Source organism: Mesorhizobium sp. M7D.F.Ca.US.004.01.2.1 (genome assembly GCF_003997785.1).
GTDB lineage: Bacteria > Pseudomonadota > Alphaproteobacteria > Rhizobiales > Rhizobiaceae > Mesorhizobium > Mesorhizobium loti.
Genome location: NZ_RZRQ01000012.1, coordinates 1 through 15,877 on the forward strand (window position 1 = coordinate 1; position 15,877 = coordinate 15,877).

The following is a 15,877-nucleotide window of genomic DNA, read 5'->3' on the forward strand; positions in this document are numbered from 1 at the left end:
GCACCATGAACATCGCCATGGGGTGGTCGCTGGCCCGCTGGCGCAGCGCCAGTTTCGGACGGCGGTCATTGCGCTCTGGAGCCTGAAGGCGGCTCTCGCCGCGGATCGTCTGGATTTTCGCATGCATTGCCTTCCCCTTCGCTAAGTTTCTTTTGGTGGTAAAACGAATTTAATCGCACTTGGTAACGGGCGGATGATACGGAGAGCGTGCCCGTGTAACAGCATCGCAACGCTGGATACGGGCACATTCGGGCAAAACCGGCCACAGCCGGATACGCTGGTCTGTTTTGCGAAGCTGTTTCATCGATCAGGATATTGCTGGAACGTCGATATCCGGCAGCAAAGCCCAACCTCGCCCAGCGAACTATGAGCAACCTCACACTCCGGACAGGGAAGCAGCAATTCTTGCGGGAAAACGGGTGAGATTTTCTCGGCATCGAGCGCTGCCCCTCGCCCAAGAGGCTCGTTCCACAAGCCATGTTAAGGCTTGGAATTTCCGGGATTTTCCTCGGCTGCATCGGTCGAAAATCGACTTCGGCGCGAATGAACGAACATTCGATACTTTCACAAGCCATTGCATTTCAATGAAAAATATGATTTTATTGAATGAGTATTCAATAAAAAGAAGAGACGTTTTATGAACCCGCACCTCCGTGACGTGGCGATCCCCAACGATTGGGACCGGCGGGGACTGCCGGGCTGGAGTTACCATTCCGATGCCCTTCTCGAACTCGAGAAGGAGCACGTCTTTCGCAATCACTGGCAGATCGTCGGGCACGTCTCGGACGTCCCTGACGCCGGCGACTATCTGACCATGGACGTCGTCGGCGAGCGCGCCTTGATCGTGCGCGGCAAGGATGGCGTCGTGCGCGGTTTCAACAACATGTGCCGCCACCGCGGCAGCCGCGTCGTTGCCGACAGCCAGGGCAATTGCAAGAACGCACTGGTGTGTCCGTTCCATGGCTGGGTCTACAATCTCGACGGCACACTGCGCGGCGCTGCACGTCCGCGTTCCTTCCCCGACCTCGACAAGACCGAGTTCGGCTTGATGCCACTCGATCTGGAAGTCTGGATGGGCTTCATCTTCATCCGCTTCCGCAATGGCGGGCCGCAGCCCTCGGTCGCCGAGCTGATGAAGCCGATCGAGCCCGAATTCGCGCATTACAACGCCGCCGACATGGTGCCCTCCTGGGGCATTTGGAACCAGAAGACCCCGGTGAACTGGAAGTCGGTGCGCGACGTCGACAATGAGGGCTATCACGTCGCCATGGCGCATCCTGCCTTGCAGGATCTTTATGGCGCGACCTATTTCGACGAGCCCTTCATCAACGGCGTGTCGCGCTCATTCGCCACCTACAACCCGCATGCCGGCCGGCGCTGGAGCGTCAAGAACTACGTCAAGATCGCACCCGAGCCGACACATCTGCCCGGCTATCTGAAGAAGGCCTGGGTCTATTACGGCATCTTCCCCAATGCGGTCATTTCGGTGATGCCGGAATCGGTGCAGTTCTATCAGGAGTTTCCGCTGTCGACGGGTGAGACGCTGCTGCGCGGCGCCATCTACCGCTACCGCGACGAAAGCCGCGAACAGGCCGCCGCCCGCTACCTCTCCTTCCGCATCGACCGCGACACCATGTCGGAAGATGTGCAGCTCTCGGTATGGTCGAACGAATCCATGCTGTCCGAAGCCTTCGAGGGCTTTTATCTCTCCGACCTCGAATATGGCGTGCGCACCCACCACGATCATCTGCGCAAGATGCTGCCAGTGCTGGGCCTGGAGACCGCGCCCGAGGAGAAGGACATGTGGAATTTGAACGACGCGCTCAGGTCGCGGTCTTAGAAGGCTTGGTTCAAAACAGATGCGGGTGTGGTGCCAGGCGGACACCACTAGCTTCAGGGTTTTGTTCGGCGAGCTAGATGTTCATATGTGATTTTCCAAGGGTCGCTCTCGGAAGATCTTTCCTCGCCGATCCAATGGAAGCTGTTGGCGGTGATCTCAGTGAAACGCCATCGCGTTTTCAGACCGCGCGAGTCATTGCCGAGCTGGACGATGTCCTTGCCTTCGGCCCGCCCTATCTGGCGCGAGTGGTCCTGGTTGAGCGGGTCGTTCCATATGATGTGCCAGCCATCGATCTCAGGATCGAAGATGCGCAAGGTCGTACCATACATCGTCGACGGCGCGGGGCGTTTGGGCCTGATCCAAATATCCTGAATCGCGCGGCCTTCGAGCACCCAGCCAAAATGGCATTCTCCATCCCATTTCTGGATTGTGCCGTCGTCGAGGTGGTGGACCGAATCCATTTCCCAGTTTCCAATCAGCCATCCATAAAGGGCCATGTCTTTCGCCCGATCGGCTGGCGGACCTTCGGATCCGAGAGCGGTGAGAAACGAAGAAATCGTCATCGTCATTACTGCCCTTCGTTTCCAGGCAGATGAACTCAACTGCCTAGCGCAGCCCCGGCGGTCCATGTCGCGTCCGGCAAGCGCGCCTTGTGGAACTTTGCGACGGAAGCCCCTTTCGGCGTCGGAACATCGCCGCCACAACCTGCAGCATTGCGGTGTCCCGGGCTTGGGGAAAATTGCTATAATCGCTGGCTTCAACGTCGTTCTGAGGGACGACATTCTTGACTCGATCTATGAGATCGTGCCGCCGGCACCGATGTCGGGTCGCTCCGAAATGGCCTACAACCCGGCGATCCTGAAGGCGGACCTGCACCGCCGGCCGCTCGCCAGGCGAGCAGCTGGCTGATCGGACGGAATCGCCCGCCGCCGCCCCTCATCCGCCTGCCGGCACCTTCTCCCCGTGAAACGGGGAGAAGGGAGAAAATCACCCCCGCCACACGCCCTCTTTCCTCAAATCATCCATCGTCCTTGAAATGCCTTCGTGCAGGATGCCAACCATGTCGTCGATCTGCTCGCGGGTGATGACCAGCGGCGGCGACATTACGCACATGTTGATCAGTGGCCGCACCAGCAGGCCGAGTTCATGGCAATGGGCGTCGATGCGTTTTCCGACATCCTTGTCGAGCTGCAGCGGGTCCTTGCTTTCGCGGTCCGCCACACATTCGACGCAGCCCATCAACCCCATCCCGCGCACCTCGCCGACGAGCGGCAATTCTTCCAGCATCTTCAGCTGCGCCTGGAAATAAGGCGCGACCGCCTGCGTGTGGGCAAGCACGCCCTCTTCCAGCAGATCGAGGTTTTTCAGCGCCACCGCGCAGCCGACAGGATGGCTGGTGTAGGTCAGGCCATGGCCGAACATCGCGTCGGGATGGTTCGACCTGCGCAACTCTTCCAACAGCCGTTCCGAAATGATGACGCCGCCGAGCGGGAAGTAGCCCGAGGTGACGCCCTTGGCGAAGGTGATCATATCCGGATCGATGCCGAACGCGTCGCCCGAGGCAAAGACATGGCCAAGCCGACCGAACGCCGTGACCACCTCGTCGGACACATAGAGGATGTCGTTGTCGCGGCAGATCTCGCGGATACGCTTGAGGTAGCCATCGGGCGGCACGACGACGCCACCTGATGCCTGCACCGGTTCGCCGACGAATGCACCGATCTTGTCGGCGCCGACACGAGCGATCATGTCGCGGAACTGATCGACGAGGAAATCGGTGAAGGCTATAAGGCTCATGCCGCGCGGGCGGCGGAACGGATCGGGCGAAGACAGCTTGATGACCAGCTCGTCGGCACCGTCCATCCAGTCGCGGTCGCGCGGGCGGCCGTTGAGCGAGGCCGACAGGTAGGTCGAGCCGTGATAGGCGCCGCCGCGGCTCAGGATCAGCTTCTTTTCCGGTCGGCCGCGCACATTGTTATAGAACTGCATGAAGCGCAGCGCCGTCTCGACGGCCGAAGAGCCGCCGGTGGTGTAGAAGACATGGCTGAGGTCGCCCGGCGCATGGCCGGCAATGCGCTTGGCGAGTTCCGCCGACGGCGCGTTCATCGTGTACCACGGCGTGTTGTAGGACAGCGCCATCGCCTGGTCGTACATCACCTTGGCGAGCTCCTCGCGGCGGTGGCCGACATTGACGCACCACATGCCGGCCGGCCCGTCGATCAGCCGCTTGCCGGTGCTGTCGGTGATGTAGATGCCGTCGCCTTCGCCGATCAGGGCGCGCGCTTCATTGCCGACCGAACCGGCGAACGGCCAGGGCTGGATAAGATGGCGCTTGGCCAGCTCGACCGCATCGTCGCCAGGCTCCGCGCCGGCCATCTCGGTCGTCTTCAGGTCCCTTGCCGCAGCCATCATCGCCTCACATTGCTTCACAAATTTTCATCGGACATGAAGTGAGATGCCAAGCATTGGAAACAGAGGCTTTCTTCACTTCATTTTGAATGTCCGTTCAATCAATATTGCAGAATTAGCGCTTGATTTCAATCCAAGGATGCGCGCATGATGAAAGAAAGCCGGCAAGGGGAACAGGCAGCCGGCGCCAGCACAATGGGATGCCGCATGGCGGGACAGTCCAGGCCAGCAACCGAGATCACACCCGGAGCCCTGCGCCCCGGAGTCTGGCAATGACGGCGGCCGCGGAAGGGGCGCCCCCGTTGCGCATGACGCGGGCCAGACGAAATGCCCTTCTGCAGTCCGAACCCGTACAGGGTCTTGCCCTGATCAGCCCGACCTTCATCTACGCGCTCATCCTTCTGGTTCTGCCGATCCTGGTGGTCATCGCGCATTCCTTCTGGACGCAGCACTATTTGACCATCGACCGCACCTTCACGCTGGAAAACTACCGCGTCGCGCTGACCGAGCCGATCTACCGTGATCTCCTGTGGCGCTCGCTCTACATCTCGCTGACGGTCAGCCTGCTCACCGTCCTTCTGGCCTATCCGATCGCCTATTTCATTTCCTTCCACGGCGGCCGTCACAAGAGCCTGTGGCTGTTCCTCATCACCATCCCGTTCTGGACCAGCTACCTGCTGCGGGTGATGTCGTGGAAGGTCATCCTCGGCTATAATGGCGTGCTCAATTCCGGCCTGATGGGCCTCGGCATCATCGATGAGCCGTCGACCGCGCTGCTCTACAATTCGAGCGCCGTCATCATCACGCTCACCCATGCCTGGGCGGCCTTCGCCATCCTGCCGATCTTCGTCTCGCTGGAAAAGGTCGACCGCACGCTGGTCGAAGCAGCCACCGATCTCGGTGATGGTCCGCTGCGCTCGTTCCTGCGCGTGACCTTGCCGCTGTCGGCGCCTGGCGTCATCTCGGCAGCACTGATCGTGATGATCCCGACCGTCGGCGACTACGTCACGCCGAAGCTGGTCGGCGGCAAGGACGGCGTCATGATCGCCAACGCCATCCAGGCGCAGTTCGGCAAGGCCTCCAACTGGCCGCTGGGTGCCGCCCTTTCCGTCACCACCATGCTGATCGTTACGCTGATGGCGGGCGCCACGGTGCTGATCATCCGCGCCGTGCAGAGGCTGGCGCGATGATGGCGGTGCGGCGTTTCCTGTCCGGCGGCTGGCTGGCGACCTATGCGTTTCTCTACGTCGTGTTCCTCTATCTGCCGGTGATCTTCCTGCCGATCTTCTCGGTCAACACAGCGGCGACACCAAAATTTCCGCTCACTGGCTTCACTTTGCATTGGTATGAGGATCTGCCCCGCACGCCGGCCCTGCTCGACGCCGCCTGGAACAGCATGATCGTCGGCGTGTCGGCCGCGGTCCTGTCAACTGTGCTCGGCATCCTCGCCGCCCGCTCGATCACCCGCTATCGCTATCCCGGCCGCAGCACCATCCACGGGCTGATCATGGCGCCGCTGGTACTGCCGGAGGTGATCGTCGCCATCTCCATGCTGTTGGTGATGCTGCAGCTGGGTCTCAGCCTGTCGCTGTTCACCGTCGTGCTCGGCCATGTGCTGGTCTGCATTCCCTATTCGATGACGGTGCTGACTTCCGGCTTCGAGGGCTTCGACCGCAGCCTGGAAGAGGCCTCCGCCGACCTCGGCGAAAGCGCCTTCGGCACCTTCCGGCGGGTGACGCTGCCGATGGTGGCGCCGGCCATCATCTCCAGCCTGCTGGTCTGCTTCACCATTTCGCTCGACGAATTCATCATCGCCTTCTTCCTGACCGGCACTGAAGCGACGCTGCCTATCTACATCTGGGGCCAATTGCGCTTCGCGGCCAAGCTGCCCGGCGTGCTGGCGCTGGGCACGCTGCTTCTGGTTGCCTCCTTCCTGCTGATGACCGTCGCTGAAATCCTGCGTCGCCGCGCCGCCAGACGCACCCAGAACGAGGGAGGCCTCTATGCCTGAGCAGCAGCAACGATCCATGATCGAGATCAAGAACGTTACCCGCAGCTATGGGGCGTTCAAGGCGCTCGATGACGCCTCGCTGACCATCCGGGAAGGCGAGTTCTTCTCGTTGCTCGGCCCATCCGGTTGCGGCAAGACCACGCTGTTGCGCATGATCGCCGGTTTCGACAATCCGACCAGCGGGTCGATCTCTGTCGGCGGTCAGCCGATGGAGGGCATCCCTGCCAACCGCCGGCCGACCAACATGGTCTTCCAGAGCTATGCGATCTTCCCGCACCTCAATGTCGAACAAAACGTCGCCTATGGGCTGAAGCGGCTGAAGCTGCAGGGCGGCGAGGAGAAGCGCCGGGTCGAGGAGGCGCTGGCGCAGGTCTCGCTGACCGGCCTCGGCAAGCGCCTGGCGACAGAACTTTCCGGCGGCCAACGGCAGCGCGTGGCGCTGGCACGCGCACTGGTGATGCGGCCCAAGGTGCTGCTGCTCGACGAACCGCTGTCGGCGCTCGACAAGAAGCTGCGTGAGCAGATGCAGGTCGAACTGCGCCGCCTGCAGCAGGCGGTCGGCATCACCTTCGTGCTCGTCACCCACGACCAATATGAGGCGCTGGCCATGTCCGACCGCATCGCCGTGATGTTCGGCGGCAGGATTGCGCAGGTCGCCTCGCCCAAGGAAATCTACCAGCGGCCGATCACCCGCCAGGTCGCCGACTTCCTTGGCGGCATGAACTTCGTCAAGGCGCAGATCGTCGAGGAGAGTGGCGCCTCACTGGTTGTCGACACGCTGGGCTTTGGCCGCATCAAGACCGACAAGCCGAAGGCTTTTGTCCGCAATGGCGGCGGCGCGACGCTCGGCATCCGGCCGGAGCGGCTGCGCGTGCTATGGGACAATGCGACGGCCAAGTTCGAGGTCGCCGGCAAGGTGGTCGAACGCCATTATTTCGGCGAGATCACCCATCTGATCGTCGATATACCGGGACTGGAAAAGCCGCTGTCGGTGACCGAGACCAACGATTTCGGCGCCGACGACATCCCGGTCGGCACCTCGATCCGCCTCGCCTACGATCCCGAGGCTTTGGTGGCGATGGCCGAATAGTGCATGATCCCGAAAAGTGGAAACCGGTTTTCGGAAAAGACCATGCTCAGCTAAGAATCTGAAGCTCGGCGATCATCTTGCGCGCCGCGATGCGCCCGGCGACGATGGCGCCTTCGACATAGCCCGGAAATGACGGCGACAGTTCCGAACTGGCGAAATGCAGGGATGGTGAGCCAGCCAGGATTGTCGACTCGGCATCGGTCGCATCCATATCGACGATGAGATCGCTGTAGCCGCCAACACTCCCGAGGTCGTCGAACCAATACCGGACGGCAAAGCCGATCCATTTTGCAGCTTCTGGACCGAGTGCTGCAACGAGACGCGCCGCAATTCTGGTGCGCAGGCCTTCCTGCCCAAAGCCGCGCCATTCGATGGCTGATGGACCACCAATGAAAACCACCAGCGCCGGATGATCGTCATCCTTGCTGGCGTCGCAGGCAAACAAACCTGGCTGGTCGCGCCACATCACCATGCCGCTCAAGCCCTTGGCTCGCCAGAAGGCGGTGGGATAGCGCACCAGCACCTTGATCACCGTACCGCTCCGCCAGACACCAAGGGCTTTCTCCAGGGCCGCCGGCAGTGGCGGCGAATAGTCGATCCTCGACGCCATGACCGGCGGCACCGCGACGAGCAGACAGCGAGCCTCTATCGAACCCGCGCCGGCATGGATGGACACGCCATTTGCGCCTTGCTCGATGCGCGTGACATGCGCGCCCAGCCGCACCCGGGCGCCCAGATCTTGAGCCAAATCCTCCGCCAGCGAATGCATCGTCTCTGCGAGAAAGTATTGCAGCTCCGACACCTCGTTGGTGATGCGGCGATCATTGTCGATGAGGTGCCAAAGCGGCAGCTTCTCCAATGCCTGGCACCACAGACCTTCAATCATCGAGCGAAAGGCTGCCTTGGCGTCCTCGGGGTCGTCCTGGCGATCGAGCCAGGCGGCGACTGACAAGCCGGCGATATCGGGATCATCAGGCGCGATCGCGTTCATGCGATCGCGGATCGCCATCGAGCCGACATAGGTTCGTTCCGCCTCCCGCGCAGACATTGCCGGCTGGGCGATGAATTCGCCGTCGACATAGGACTCGACCAGCGTCTTGCCGTGCTCCTCAACCAACGCCATCAGCGCCGGCATATCCTCGCACAGGAACTGACCGCCGCTGTCGACACGCTCGCCGTCGCCGATCTCCATGGACTCGACCCGCCCGCCGACGCGGTCGCGCGCTTCGAGCAACAGAAAGCCGATGCCGGCTGCCTTCAGCTCAAGCGCCGCCGACAGGCCGGTGAAGCCGGCGCCGACGATAACGACATCGGTTTTTTCCGGTTCGCCCGTCAATAGCCGGCCTTGATCTTCTCGAATTCGGCGACCATGCGCTGCTTGAGCTCTGGCGCCACCGGCTGCTGGAACAGCGTCTTGTCGAGGAACTTGTCGAGATTGTCGAAGCCGCGATCGACCAGCACCTTGTGGTCGATCGCTGCCATGCCGGCGCCATTGCCATGGCCATAGCCGAAGGTCCTGACCATGTAGTCCGACACGCCGGGTGCGTTGACGGCGCTGAGGAATTCATAGGCTTCATCGAGCTTACCAGGCGCGTCCTTCATCAGCACATAGCCGCACACCCAGGTCGAAATCCCTTCCCTGGTGTCGCGGTTCATGGCGATCGGCATGCCTTGCCCTTTGAGCGTGACAAAGGTCTCGTTCCAGCCCCAGACGAGATCGACCTCATTGCCGATAAAGGCCTGGTTGAGGTCGGTGTCGTCGGTCCAGTAGAAGCGGATGTTCTTGTGCACGTCGCGCAGGAAGGCAGACGCCTCCTGGAACTGCGCGTCGGTCATCTTGGTCCAGTCCTTGAGGCCGATCACCAGGCTCGCCAGCGCATAGGCGTCATCGACATTGTCGCCGATGGTGACGCGGCCCTTGAACTTGGGATCGGCGAATATCCTGAGCGACTGCGCCTCTTCAGCCGTCACCTTGTCGGTGCGGTAGAGCAGTGACGTGTTGCCCCAGTCGAACGGCATGAACCAGGCCTTGCCGTCGGCGGTGACGGCAAGATCCTTCATCGCCATGATGCCGGGATTGAGGTCCTTCCAGCCTGATATCCTGGAGGTGTCGAGCGGCTGCAGCATGCCGGCCTCGCGCCATTTGACCACGCTTTGCGAGCAGGGGTGGGCGATGTCGGCCTTGAAGCCGGCCCGCATCTTCTCGAACGCTTCGTCCTCGTCGCCGAAGAAGGCGAAGGTCGGCTCGGCGCCGTATTTGGCGGTGTAGGCTGGGTGCAGCAGCGGATCCTCATAGCCCGACCAGTCGAACACGACGAGATCACCGCCGCCTTCGGCGAAGGCATAGACCGCACCGGCGCCAATCATGCACGCGGCGGCAAGGGCAAGGCGGCGTAGCATCGATTTCATGGCTGAGAATCCCCCGGGGATCGCGCAAACGTCCCCTAAAGGTTAGGAGAATTCCCAGACTTTGGCGAGCCCGTCTGCCGCCCTGTCGACGCGCAGACAGGACGCCCGGAACAAGGGCTCAGTACCCGGCTTTGATCTTCTCGAATTCGGCGATCATCTTGAGCTTGAGGTCGGAAGGCACCGGCGACTGGAACAGCGTCTTGTCGACGAATTTCTGCACGTCGTCATAGCCCTTTTCCTTCAAGACCGCCTGGTCGACGCCGGCCATGCCCTTGGCATTGGCCTGGCCGTAGCCCCAGTCCTTGACCAGCACCTTGGCGGTCTCCGGGTCGTTGACGGCGTTCAGATAGTCATAGGCCTTGTCGACATTGCCGGGCGCGTCCTTGAACAGCACATAGCCGCAGACCCAGGTCGAGATGCCTTCGTCGGTGTCCTTCTTCGCCATGATCGGCACGCCGGCGGCGACCGACTGCACTGTTGCGTCATTCCAGGCCCAGGCGAGATCGACCTCGCCGCCGCTCAGCAGCTGCACGACGTCGGTCGTGTCGGTCCAGTAGGAGCGGACGTTCTTGTGCACCTGGCGCAGGAAATCCGATGCCTGCTTGAACTGGTCGTCGGTCATCTTGGTCCAGTCCTTGAGGCCTATGGCGAGGCTCGCCAGCGCATAGGCATCGTCGACATTGTCGCCGATGGACACCCTGCCCTTGAACTTGGGATCGGCAAAAGCCTTCAGCGACTGCACGTCCTTGGCATCGATCTTGGAGGTGTTGTAGGTGAGCTGGGTATTGCCCCAGTCCCAGGGCATGAACCAGGCCTTGCCGTCCGATGTCGTGGCAAGATCCTTCATCGCCATGATGCCGGGATTGAGGTCTTTCCAGCCCGTGATCTTAGACCTGTCGAGCGGCTGCAGCAGGCCGGCCTCGCGCCATTTTACCACGCTCTGCGAGCAGGGGTGGCCGAGATCGGCCTTGAAGCCGGAGCGCACCTTCTCGAACGCCTCGTCCTCGTCGCCGAAGAAGGCGAAGGTCGGCGAGTCGCCGTTCTTCTCGACATATTTCGGGTGGAAGCTGGGGTCTTCATAACCTGACCAGTCGAACACGATCAGGTCCTTGTCGGCGGCGACCGCAAGTGCCGCGGCCGAAGCCGCCAGCGCACCAGTCAGCGCCAGGGTCAATGTCAGGCGTCGGGTTAGTTTCTTCATTGTTCCATCCTCTGTCTGTTCTGGTGTTCTTATGGTTTTGTCGCGCCGGCGGCCTTCGACGGATAGTGCTTCGGGAAGGCCACCGACAGGAATTCATTGGCCGCCTGCAAGGCGGTCTCGCGCGTGGTGTCCTCGGTCCCCATCATCAACCGCAGCCACAACCCTTCCAGCATCGCACTAAGCGCCAGCGCCATGACCTGCGGCTCATAGGCATAGGAGCCGCTTTGCTTCAGCGTCGCGCACAGGTCGATGAAGATGGTCTGGTAGACGGCATCGCGCGCACTGCTCAGCGCCTGGTAGGTCGGCCGCGACTTGGCCTCGCCCCAGAAGGCACACCAGGCGGCGAGCTTGCGCTTGTTGCAGATCGACCGGTCGAAATCGGCGGAGACCAACGCGTGAAGCTGATCGGCGGGGTCATCGCCCGCCTTCTGCAGGGCGTTGCGCCAATGCGACGAATACTCGTCATACATATGCTGCAAGGTCGCGATGAGCAGCTTTTCCTTGCTCTCGAAATGGAAATTGACGATGCCGCGCGACAGGCCCGCGCCGTCGGCAACATCGGCCATCGTCGTTTCCGAATAGCCGCGCTTGGCCAGCGAATCGATCGTCGCCTCGATGAGCTGAAGCTGCCTGACCTCCTTCGAGGCCTTGCGTCCGCGCTTTTCGGCCTCGCTTTTCCGCGCCGATTCAAGGAGGGCTTCCCTGGCGACTGAAGTCTTCATGGGTCTGATGGTCTCCAGCATCGCCGGCTATCCAACCGGCTTTCGACCGCGAAGATGAGTGGGACGGTGCTCACCACTGTCAAGCACCTTCTGCATGGCTTCCCAGGTTCGTATGTTCTTGTCGACATAGGCTGCGCCAACCTCGGCGGCGACCATCGGGTAGAGCGGCCCTTTCAGCTTTTCCAGCTCACCGCGCGCGACGTCGCGATACCAGGGATTGCGATCCCTGGCAGTGACATCGGCAAAGCCGGCGCTACGCATCGCCTGCGCATAGCGCGCCGGCGATGCCATGGCGAAGGACAGCCCTTCCGCCGCGATATAGGCCCTCATCTCGGGTGACGGTTCGCCGTCATGTGAGATCATCCAGTTGGAGGCGGCAAAGACGCCGCCCGGCCTGAGAACCCGGAAGATTTCTGCAAACAGCGCGTCCTTGTCTAGCACGTGCAGCAACGCATCCTTGGAGAAGACGACATCGAAGGAGCAATCGGCGAAAGGCAGCGGTCCCGGTGGCGCCTGGATAAAGCTGACACGATCCGCGAGCCCACGCGCGGCGGCTCGCTGCCTCGCCGTTTCGATCACCGGCTGTTCGACATCGAAGCCGGTAGCGTGAGCGGCGCCGTGGCGCTCGACCAGATGCAGCGTGATGCCGCCGGAGCCGCAGCCGATATCGAGGATCGTCTTGTCCTTGAGCGAAAGCCCTTCAACCACCCGGTCGACCTCGTCCGGGCCTCCCGGCGACAGATAGCCGTCGCCCCACAGCAACTCGAGGAAGCGGATGGTAGTGTCGTCATACTCCGGCTCGGCATCTGCCGTCTCAATCATCGGATGTCGTCCCCGTCAGCCGATTTAAGCACTTTGGAAAGCCCGCAAAGCGTATCTCAAGGCTGAGAAAACGCAACACCATTTGTTGAACATTCATTCAGTATGACTGGACAGAATGGCTGATACCGTGCCAAATTCCGCGCATTCGGGAACAGATCACGCAAAAATGAAGAGCGGGTCGCGCGGGAAGACTGGGCCAAAATGAAAGCTTGGGATGCGATCATCATCGGCGGCGGGCACAACGGACTGGTCAACGCCTGCTACCTGCAGCGCGCCGGCCTCGACGTGCTGGTGGTCGAGAAGAACGACTGGGTCGGCGGTGCCGCCACGAGCAGGGAACTGACACCGGGCTTCCTCTACTCCAACTGCTCCTATGTCTGCTCGCTGTTTCGCCCTGAGATCATGCGCGACCTCGAACTGCCTCGCTTCGGCCTGCAGGTCATCTCATACGAGGGCGGCGCGGTGTTCACCCGGGATGGCGACTACCTCGCCAACTACCGCGACCACGATGCGCACCGGCGCGAATTCGCCCGCTTCTCCAAGCGCGATGCGGAAGCCTATGACCGCTATGCCCGCGACGTGACGCGGCAGTGCCGCTTCATCCAGCCGCTGTTGATGCGTACCGCGCCCGACCCGACCAGCCTGCGGCCGCGCGACCTCGGCGAACTGCTCTATCTCGGCAAGAAATTCGCCGGCCTGTCGGCGCAGGAAATGGCGCTGACGCTGCGCTTCTGGACCATGTCGATCTCGGAGTTCCTCGACGAGTATTTCGAGACCGATGTCATCAAGGCGAACTTCGCTTTGTCCGGCATCATCGGCACCGCGCTCGGGCCGATGTCGCCCGGCACGGCTTACGTGCTTTTGCACCACTATATGGGCGAGGTCGACGGCTCGGTCGGTGCCTGGGGCTATGCGCGCGGCGGCATGGGCGCCGTCACCAAGGCACTCGCGGCATCCTTCAAGGCGTCGGGCGGAACCATCCGCACCGGCGCCGAGGTCGACCGTGTGCTGGTCAAGCGCGGCAAGGCCAAAGGCGTGGTGCTGGCCGGCGGCGAGGAGATTTACGGCAAGCTCGTCGTCTCCAACGCCGACGTGAAGCGCACCTTCCTCAAGCTTGTCGAGGAAAAGGAACTGCCCGACATCTTCCTGCGCCGGGTGAGGAACTTCAAGATCCGCGGCTCGTCCGGCAAGGTCAACATCGCGCTCGATTCGCTGCCGGAATTCCCAGCGCTGCCGAAGGATTCGCCGGTCTATCGCGGCGACATGCATTTCACCGATTCGATGGAGCGAATGGAGCGCGCCTATGACGACTGGAAGGCCGGGCGCTGGTCGGCCGATCCCTTCCTCGACATGGTCATCCCGACGACACTCGACCCGACCATGGCGCCGCCCGGCAAGCATTTCATGAGCTGCTTCGTGCAATACGCCCCGCCCAAGATCGGCGGCCGCGAGTGGACCGATGCCGATCGCGACGGCTTCGCCGAAAGCGTGATTGCCCAGATCGCTGAATACTCGCCTGGCTTCCGCGACCGCATCGTCCACATGGAGGTGCGCACGCCGCGCGAGATCGAGGCGGAAGTCGGCCTCACCGAGGGCAACATCTTCCAGGGCGAATTGACCTTCGACCAGCTTTTGTTCAACCGTCCGGTTCCGGGCTACGCGCAGTACCGTTCGCCGGTCGATGGGCTCTATATGTGCGGCTCCTCGACCCATCCCGGCGGCGGCGTCATGGGTGCGCCCGGCCGCAATGCCGCGGCGGAAATCCTGCGCGATCTCGCCAAGTCGACCTCCCACATGAGCCCGGCCCATGACGTCATTTGACGCAATCATCATTGGCGGCGGCCACAATGGCCTCGTCGCTGCTGCCACGCTGGCCAAAGCCGGCCGCAAGGTGCTGGTGCTGGAAGCCGGAAGCGAAGTCGGCGGCGCCGCGCGCACCGAAGAATTCGCGCCCGGCTTTCGCGCATCCTCCATTGCCCATCTGCTGAACCGGCTGCATCCCGACGTGGTGAAGACGCTGGAGCTGGAAAAGCACGGGCTGCAATTTGGTCGCGCCGACTTCATGCCGTCGGTGGCGCTGTCGAAAGACGGCCCGCCGCTTGTCCTGCATGGCGCCTATGGCGAGGTGCTGACTGGCGCCAGTTCGTCCGAGCAATCGGCCTGGAAGGGACTGCGCGCGCAGCTGCTGCGCTATGCCGGCATCCTGAAGCCGTTCCTCTACCGCCGGCCGCCCGATCTCGCCGGCATGTCGCTGCTGGAAACCGTTTCACTCGGCCAGACCGCGCTGGCGTTGAAGAAACTTGGCAAGGAAGACATGCGCGACTTCCTGCGCGTGCTGTTGATGAACGTTGCCGACCTGCTGGATGAACAGCTCACCGACATCAGGCTGAAGGGCCTGCTGGCTTTCGACGCTACGCTGGGCAGCCATCTCGGTCCGCGCTCGCCAACCTCATTGCTCGGCCTCTACTATCGGCTGGCCGGCGAGACCGATGGTGCGGCCGGCGCGCAGGTCCTGCCGCAAGGCGGCATGGGCGCGGTCGTCACTGCCATCCGTGCCTCGGCGGCGAAGGCCGGCGTCGAAATCCGCACATTGGCGCCCGTGGCAAAAATCATCGTCGAGAAAGGCCGCGCCGCCGGTGTCGCGCTCGACAATGGCGAGGTGATGCACGCGAGCACGATCGTCTCCGCCATCAATCCGGCGACGACTTTCCTCGACCTCGTCGGACCGTGCGAGATCGACACTGGTTTCGTGCGCAAGGTGAAGAACATTCGCATGAAGGGCGATACGGCCAAGCTCAATCTGGCGCTCGACCGGCCGCCGCAATTCACCGGTGTCGATGCCGCCGGCCACAAGGGCCGGCTGGTCATCGCCCCCTCGCCCGATCACGTGGAGCGCGCCTTCAATCCCTCCAAATATGGCGAGTTCTCGCCGGAGCCGGTGATGGAGATCACGCTGCCAAGCCTCGCCGACCCGTCGCTCGCACCCAGCGGCGCCTGCGTGCTGTCGGCGGTCCTGCAATACGCTCCCTATGCGCTGAAGGAGGGTTGGGATGCCGGCAAGCCGAAATTCCTCAAGGCTGTTATGGCGCAGCTCGAGTCCTACGCGCCCGGCATCGGCAAGAGCGTGATCCATGCCGAGCTTTTGACGCCGGCCGATATCGAGACGCGCTATCGCATGCCGGGCGGCCATTGGCATCATGGCGAATTGCAGGCCGACCAGATGCTGGTCTCGCGCCCCGTCTCCGGCTGGTCCGGCTACGACACGCCGATCGATGGGCTGTTCCTGGCCGGCGCTGGCTCGCATCCCGGCGGCGGCGTCTCCGGCGCACCTGGCCTCAACGCCGCACGACGCATCATCGCGATGAAGGGATAG

Annotated in this window: 14 protein-coding genes; 7 read left to right on the forward strand and 7 right to left on the reverse strand. The window is 62.3% G+C overall.

Features of this window, described 5'->3' with window-relative positions:
* Window positions 1-637: 637 nt before the first annotated feature.
* Entirely contained in the window at window positions 638-1,840 is a 1,203-nt protein-coding gene (locus tag EN993_RS04120) for an aromatic ring-hydroxylating dioxygenase subunit alpha (protein ID WP_109665232.1), read from the forward strand.
* A 53-nt stretch (window positions 1,841-1,893) separates the two neighbouring features.
* On the opposite strand, the gene EN993_RS04125 is transcribed toward EN993_RS04120, so the two are convergent.
* Window positions 1,894-2,409 carry a hypothetical protein gene (locus tag EN993_RS04125; protein ID WP_245468628.1) on the reverse strand — a complete coding sequence of 172 codons (516 nt, stop codon included), beginning with the start codon at window positions 2,407-2,409 and terminating at the stop codon, window positions 1,894-1,896.
* Window positions 2,410-2,569: 160 nt separating this feature from the next.
* On the opposite strand from EN993_RS04125, the gene EN993_RS04130 reads away from it, so the two are divergent.
* The gene (locus EN993_RS04130) at window positions 2,570-2,749 is read left to right on the forward strand and encodes a hypothetical protein (RefSeq protein ID WP_127262462.1); all 180 of its coding nucleotides are present in this window, start codon (window positions 2,570-2,572) and stop codon (window positions 2,747-2,749) included.
* Window positions 2,750-2,827: 78 nt separating this feature from the next.
* Here the strand turns inward: EN993_RS04130 and EN993_RS04135 are convergent, their stop codons facing one another.
* Entirely contained in the window at window positions 2,828-4,249 is a 1,422-nt protein-coding gene (locus EN993_RS04135; protein WP_127262463.1) for an aminotransferase, read from the reverse strand.
* 272 nt (window positions 4,250-4,521) lie between these two features.
* Between EN993_RS04135 and EN993_RS04140 the strand changes: the two genes are divergently transcribed.
* From EN993_RS04140 to EN993_RS04150, 3 genes are read left to right on the forward strand one after another with little or no spacing between them, the layout of a single operon-like run.
* Window positions 4,522-5,439, forward strand: coding sequence for an ABC transporter permease (locus EN993_RS04140; RefSeq protein WP_127262464.1), 918 nt, complete (start codon window positions 4,522-4,524; stop codon window positions 5,437-5,439).
* On the forward strand, window positions 5,436-6,260 hold the full coding sequence (locus EN993_RS04145) for an ABC transporter permease (RefSeq protein ID WP_109665222.1): 825 nt from the start codon (window positions 5,436-5,438) through the stop codon (window positions 6,258-6,260). The genes EN993_RS04140 and EN993_RS04145 overlap by 4 nt, the downstream gene beginning before the upstream one ends.
* Before the next feature lie 16 nt (window positions 6,261-6,276).
* Window positions 6,277-7,350 carry an ABC transporter ATP-binding protein gene (locus EN993_RS04150; RefSeq protein ID WP_127262481.1) on the forward strand — a complete coding sequence of 358 codons (1,074 nt, stop codon included), beginning with the start codon at window positions 6,277-6,279 and terminating at the stop codon, window positions 7,348-7,350.
* 46 nt (window positions 7,351-7,396) lie between these two features.
* On the opposite strand, the gene EN993_RS04155 is transcribed toward EN993_RS04150, so the two are convergent.
* The 5 genes from EN993_RS04155 to EN993_RS04175 form a co-directional block, all read right to left on the reverse strand.
* Window positions 7,397-8,686, reverse strand: coding sequence for a flavin monoamine oxidase family protein (locus tag EN993_RS04155; protein WP_127262465.1), 1,290 nt, complete (start codon window positions 8,684-8,686; stop codon window positions 7,397-7,399).
* The gene (locus EN993_RS04160) at window positions 8,683-9,759 is read right to left on the reverse strand and encodes an extracellular solute-binding protein (RefSeq protein ID WP_127262466.1); all 1,077 of its coding nucleotides are present in this window, start codon (window positions 9,757-9,759) and stop codon (window positions 8,683-8,685) included. Before EN993_RS04160 ends, EN993_RS04155 begins: the two co-directional genes overlap by 4 nt.
* A gap of 118 nt (window positions 9,760-9,877) precedes the next feature.
* Window positions 9,878-10,960 carry an ABC transporter substrate-binding protein gene (locus tag EN993_RS04165; protein ID WP_127262467.1) on the reverse strand — a complete coding sequence of 361 codons (1,083 nt, stop codon included), beginning with the start codon at window positions 10,958-10,960 and terminating at the stop codon, window positions 9,878-9,880.
* 29 nt (window positions 10,961-10,989) lie between these two features.
* On the reverse strand, window positions 10,990-11,682 hold the full coding sequence (gene betI / locus EN993_RS04170) for a transcriptional regulator BetI (RefSeq protein WP_245468629.1): 693 nt from the start codon (window positions 11,680-11,682) through the stop codon (window positions 10,990-10,992).
* A gap of 27 nt (window positions 11,683-11,709) precedes the next feature.
* Window positions 11,710-12,504 (reverse strand): methyltransferase domain-containing protein, encoded by a 795-nt coding sequence (locus EN993_RS04175; protein WP_109665205.1) that lies wholly within the window; start codon window positions 12,502-12,504, stop codon window positions 11,710-11,712.
* Window positions 12,505-12,705: 201 nt separating this feature from the next.
* Here EN993_RS04175 and EN993_RS04180 point away from each other — a divergent pair, with 201 nt between their 5' ends.
* Both EN993_RS04180 and EN993_RS04185 read left to right on the forward strand, forming a co-directional pair.
* A complete protein-coding gene (locus EN993_RS04180; RefSeq protein ID WP_127262468.1) occupies window positions 12,706-14,325 on the forward strand; it encodes an NAD(P)/FAD-dependent oxidoreductase in 1,620 nt (539 codons plus the stop codon).
* Entirely contained in the window at window positions 14,312-15,877 is a 1,566-nt protein-coding gene (locus EN993_RS04185; RefSeq protein ID WP_127262469.1) for an NAD(P)/FAD-dependent oxidoreductase, read from the forward strand. Before EN993_RS04180 ends, EN993_RS04185 begins: the two co-directional genes overlap by 14 nt.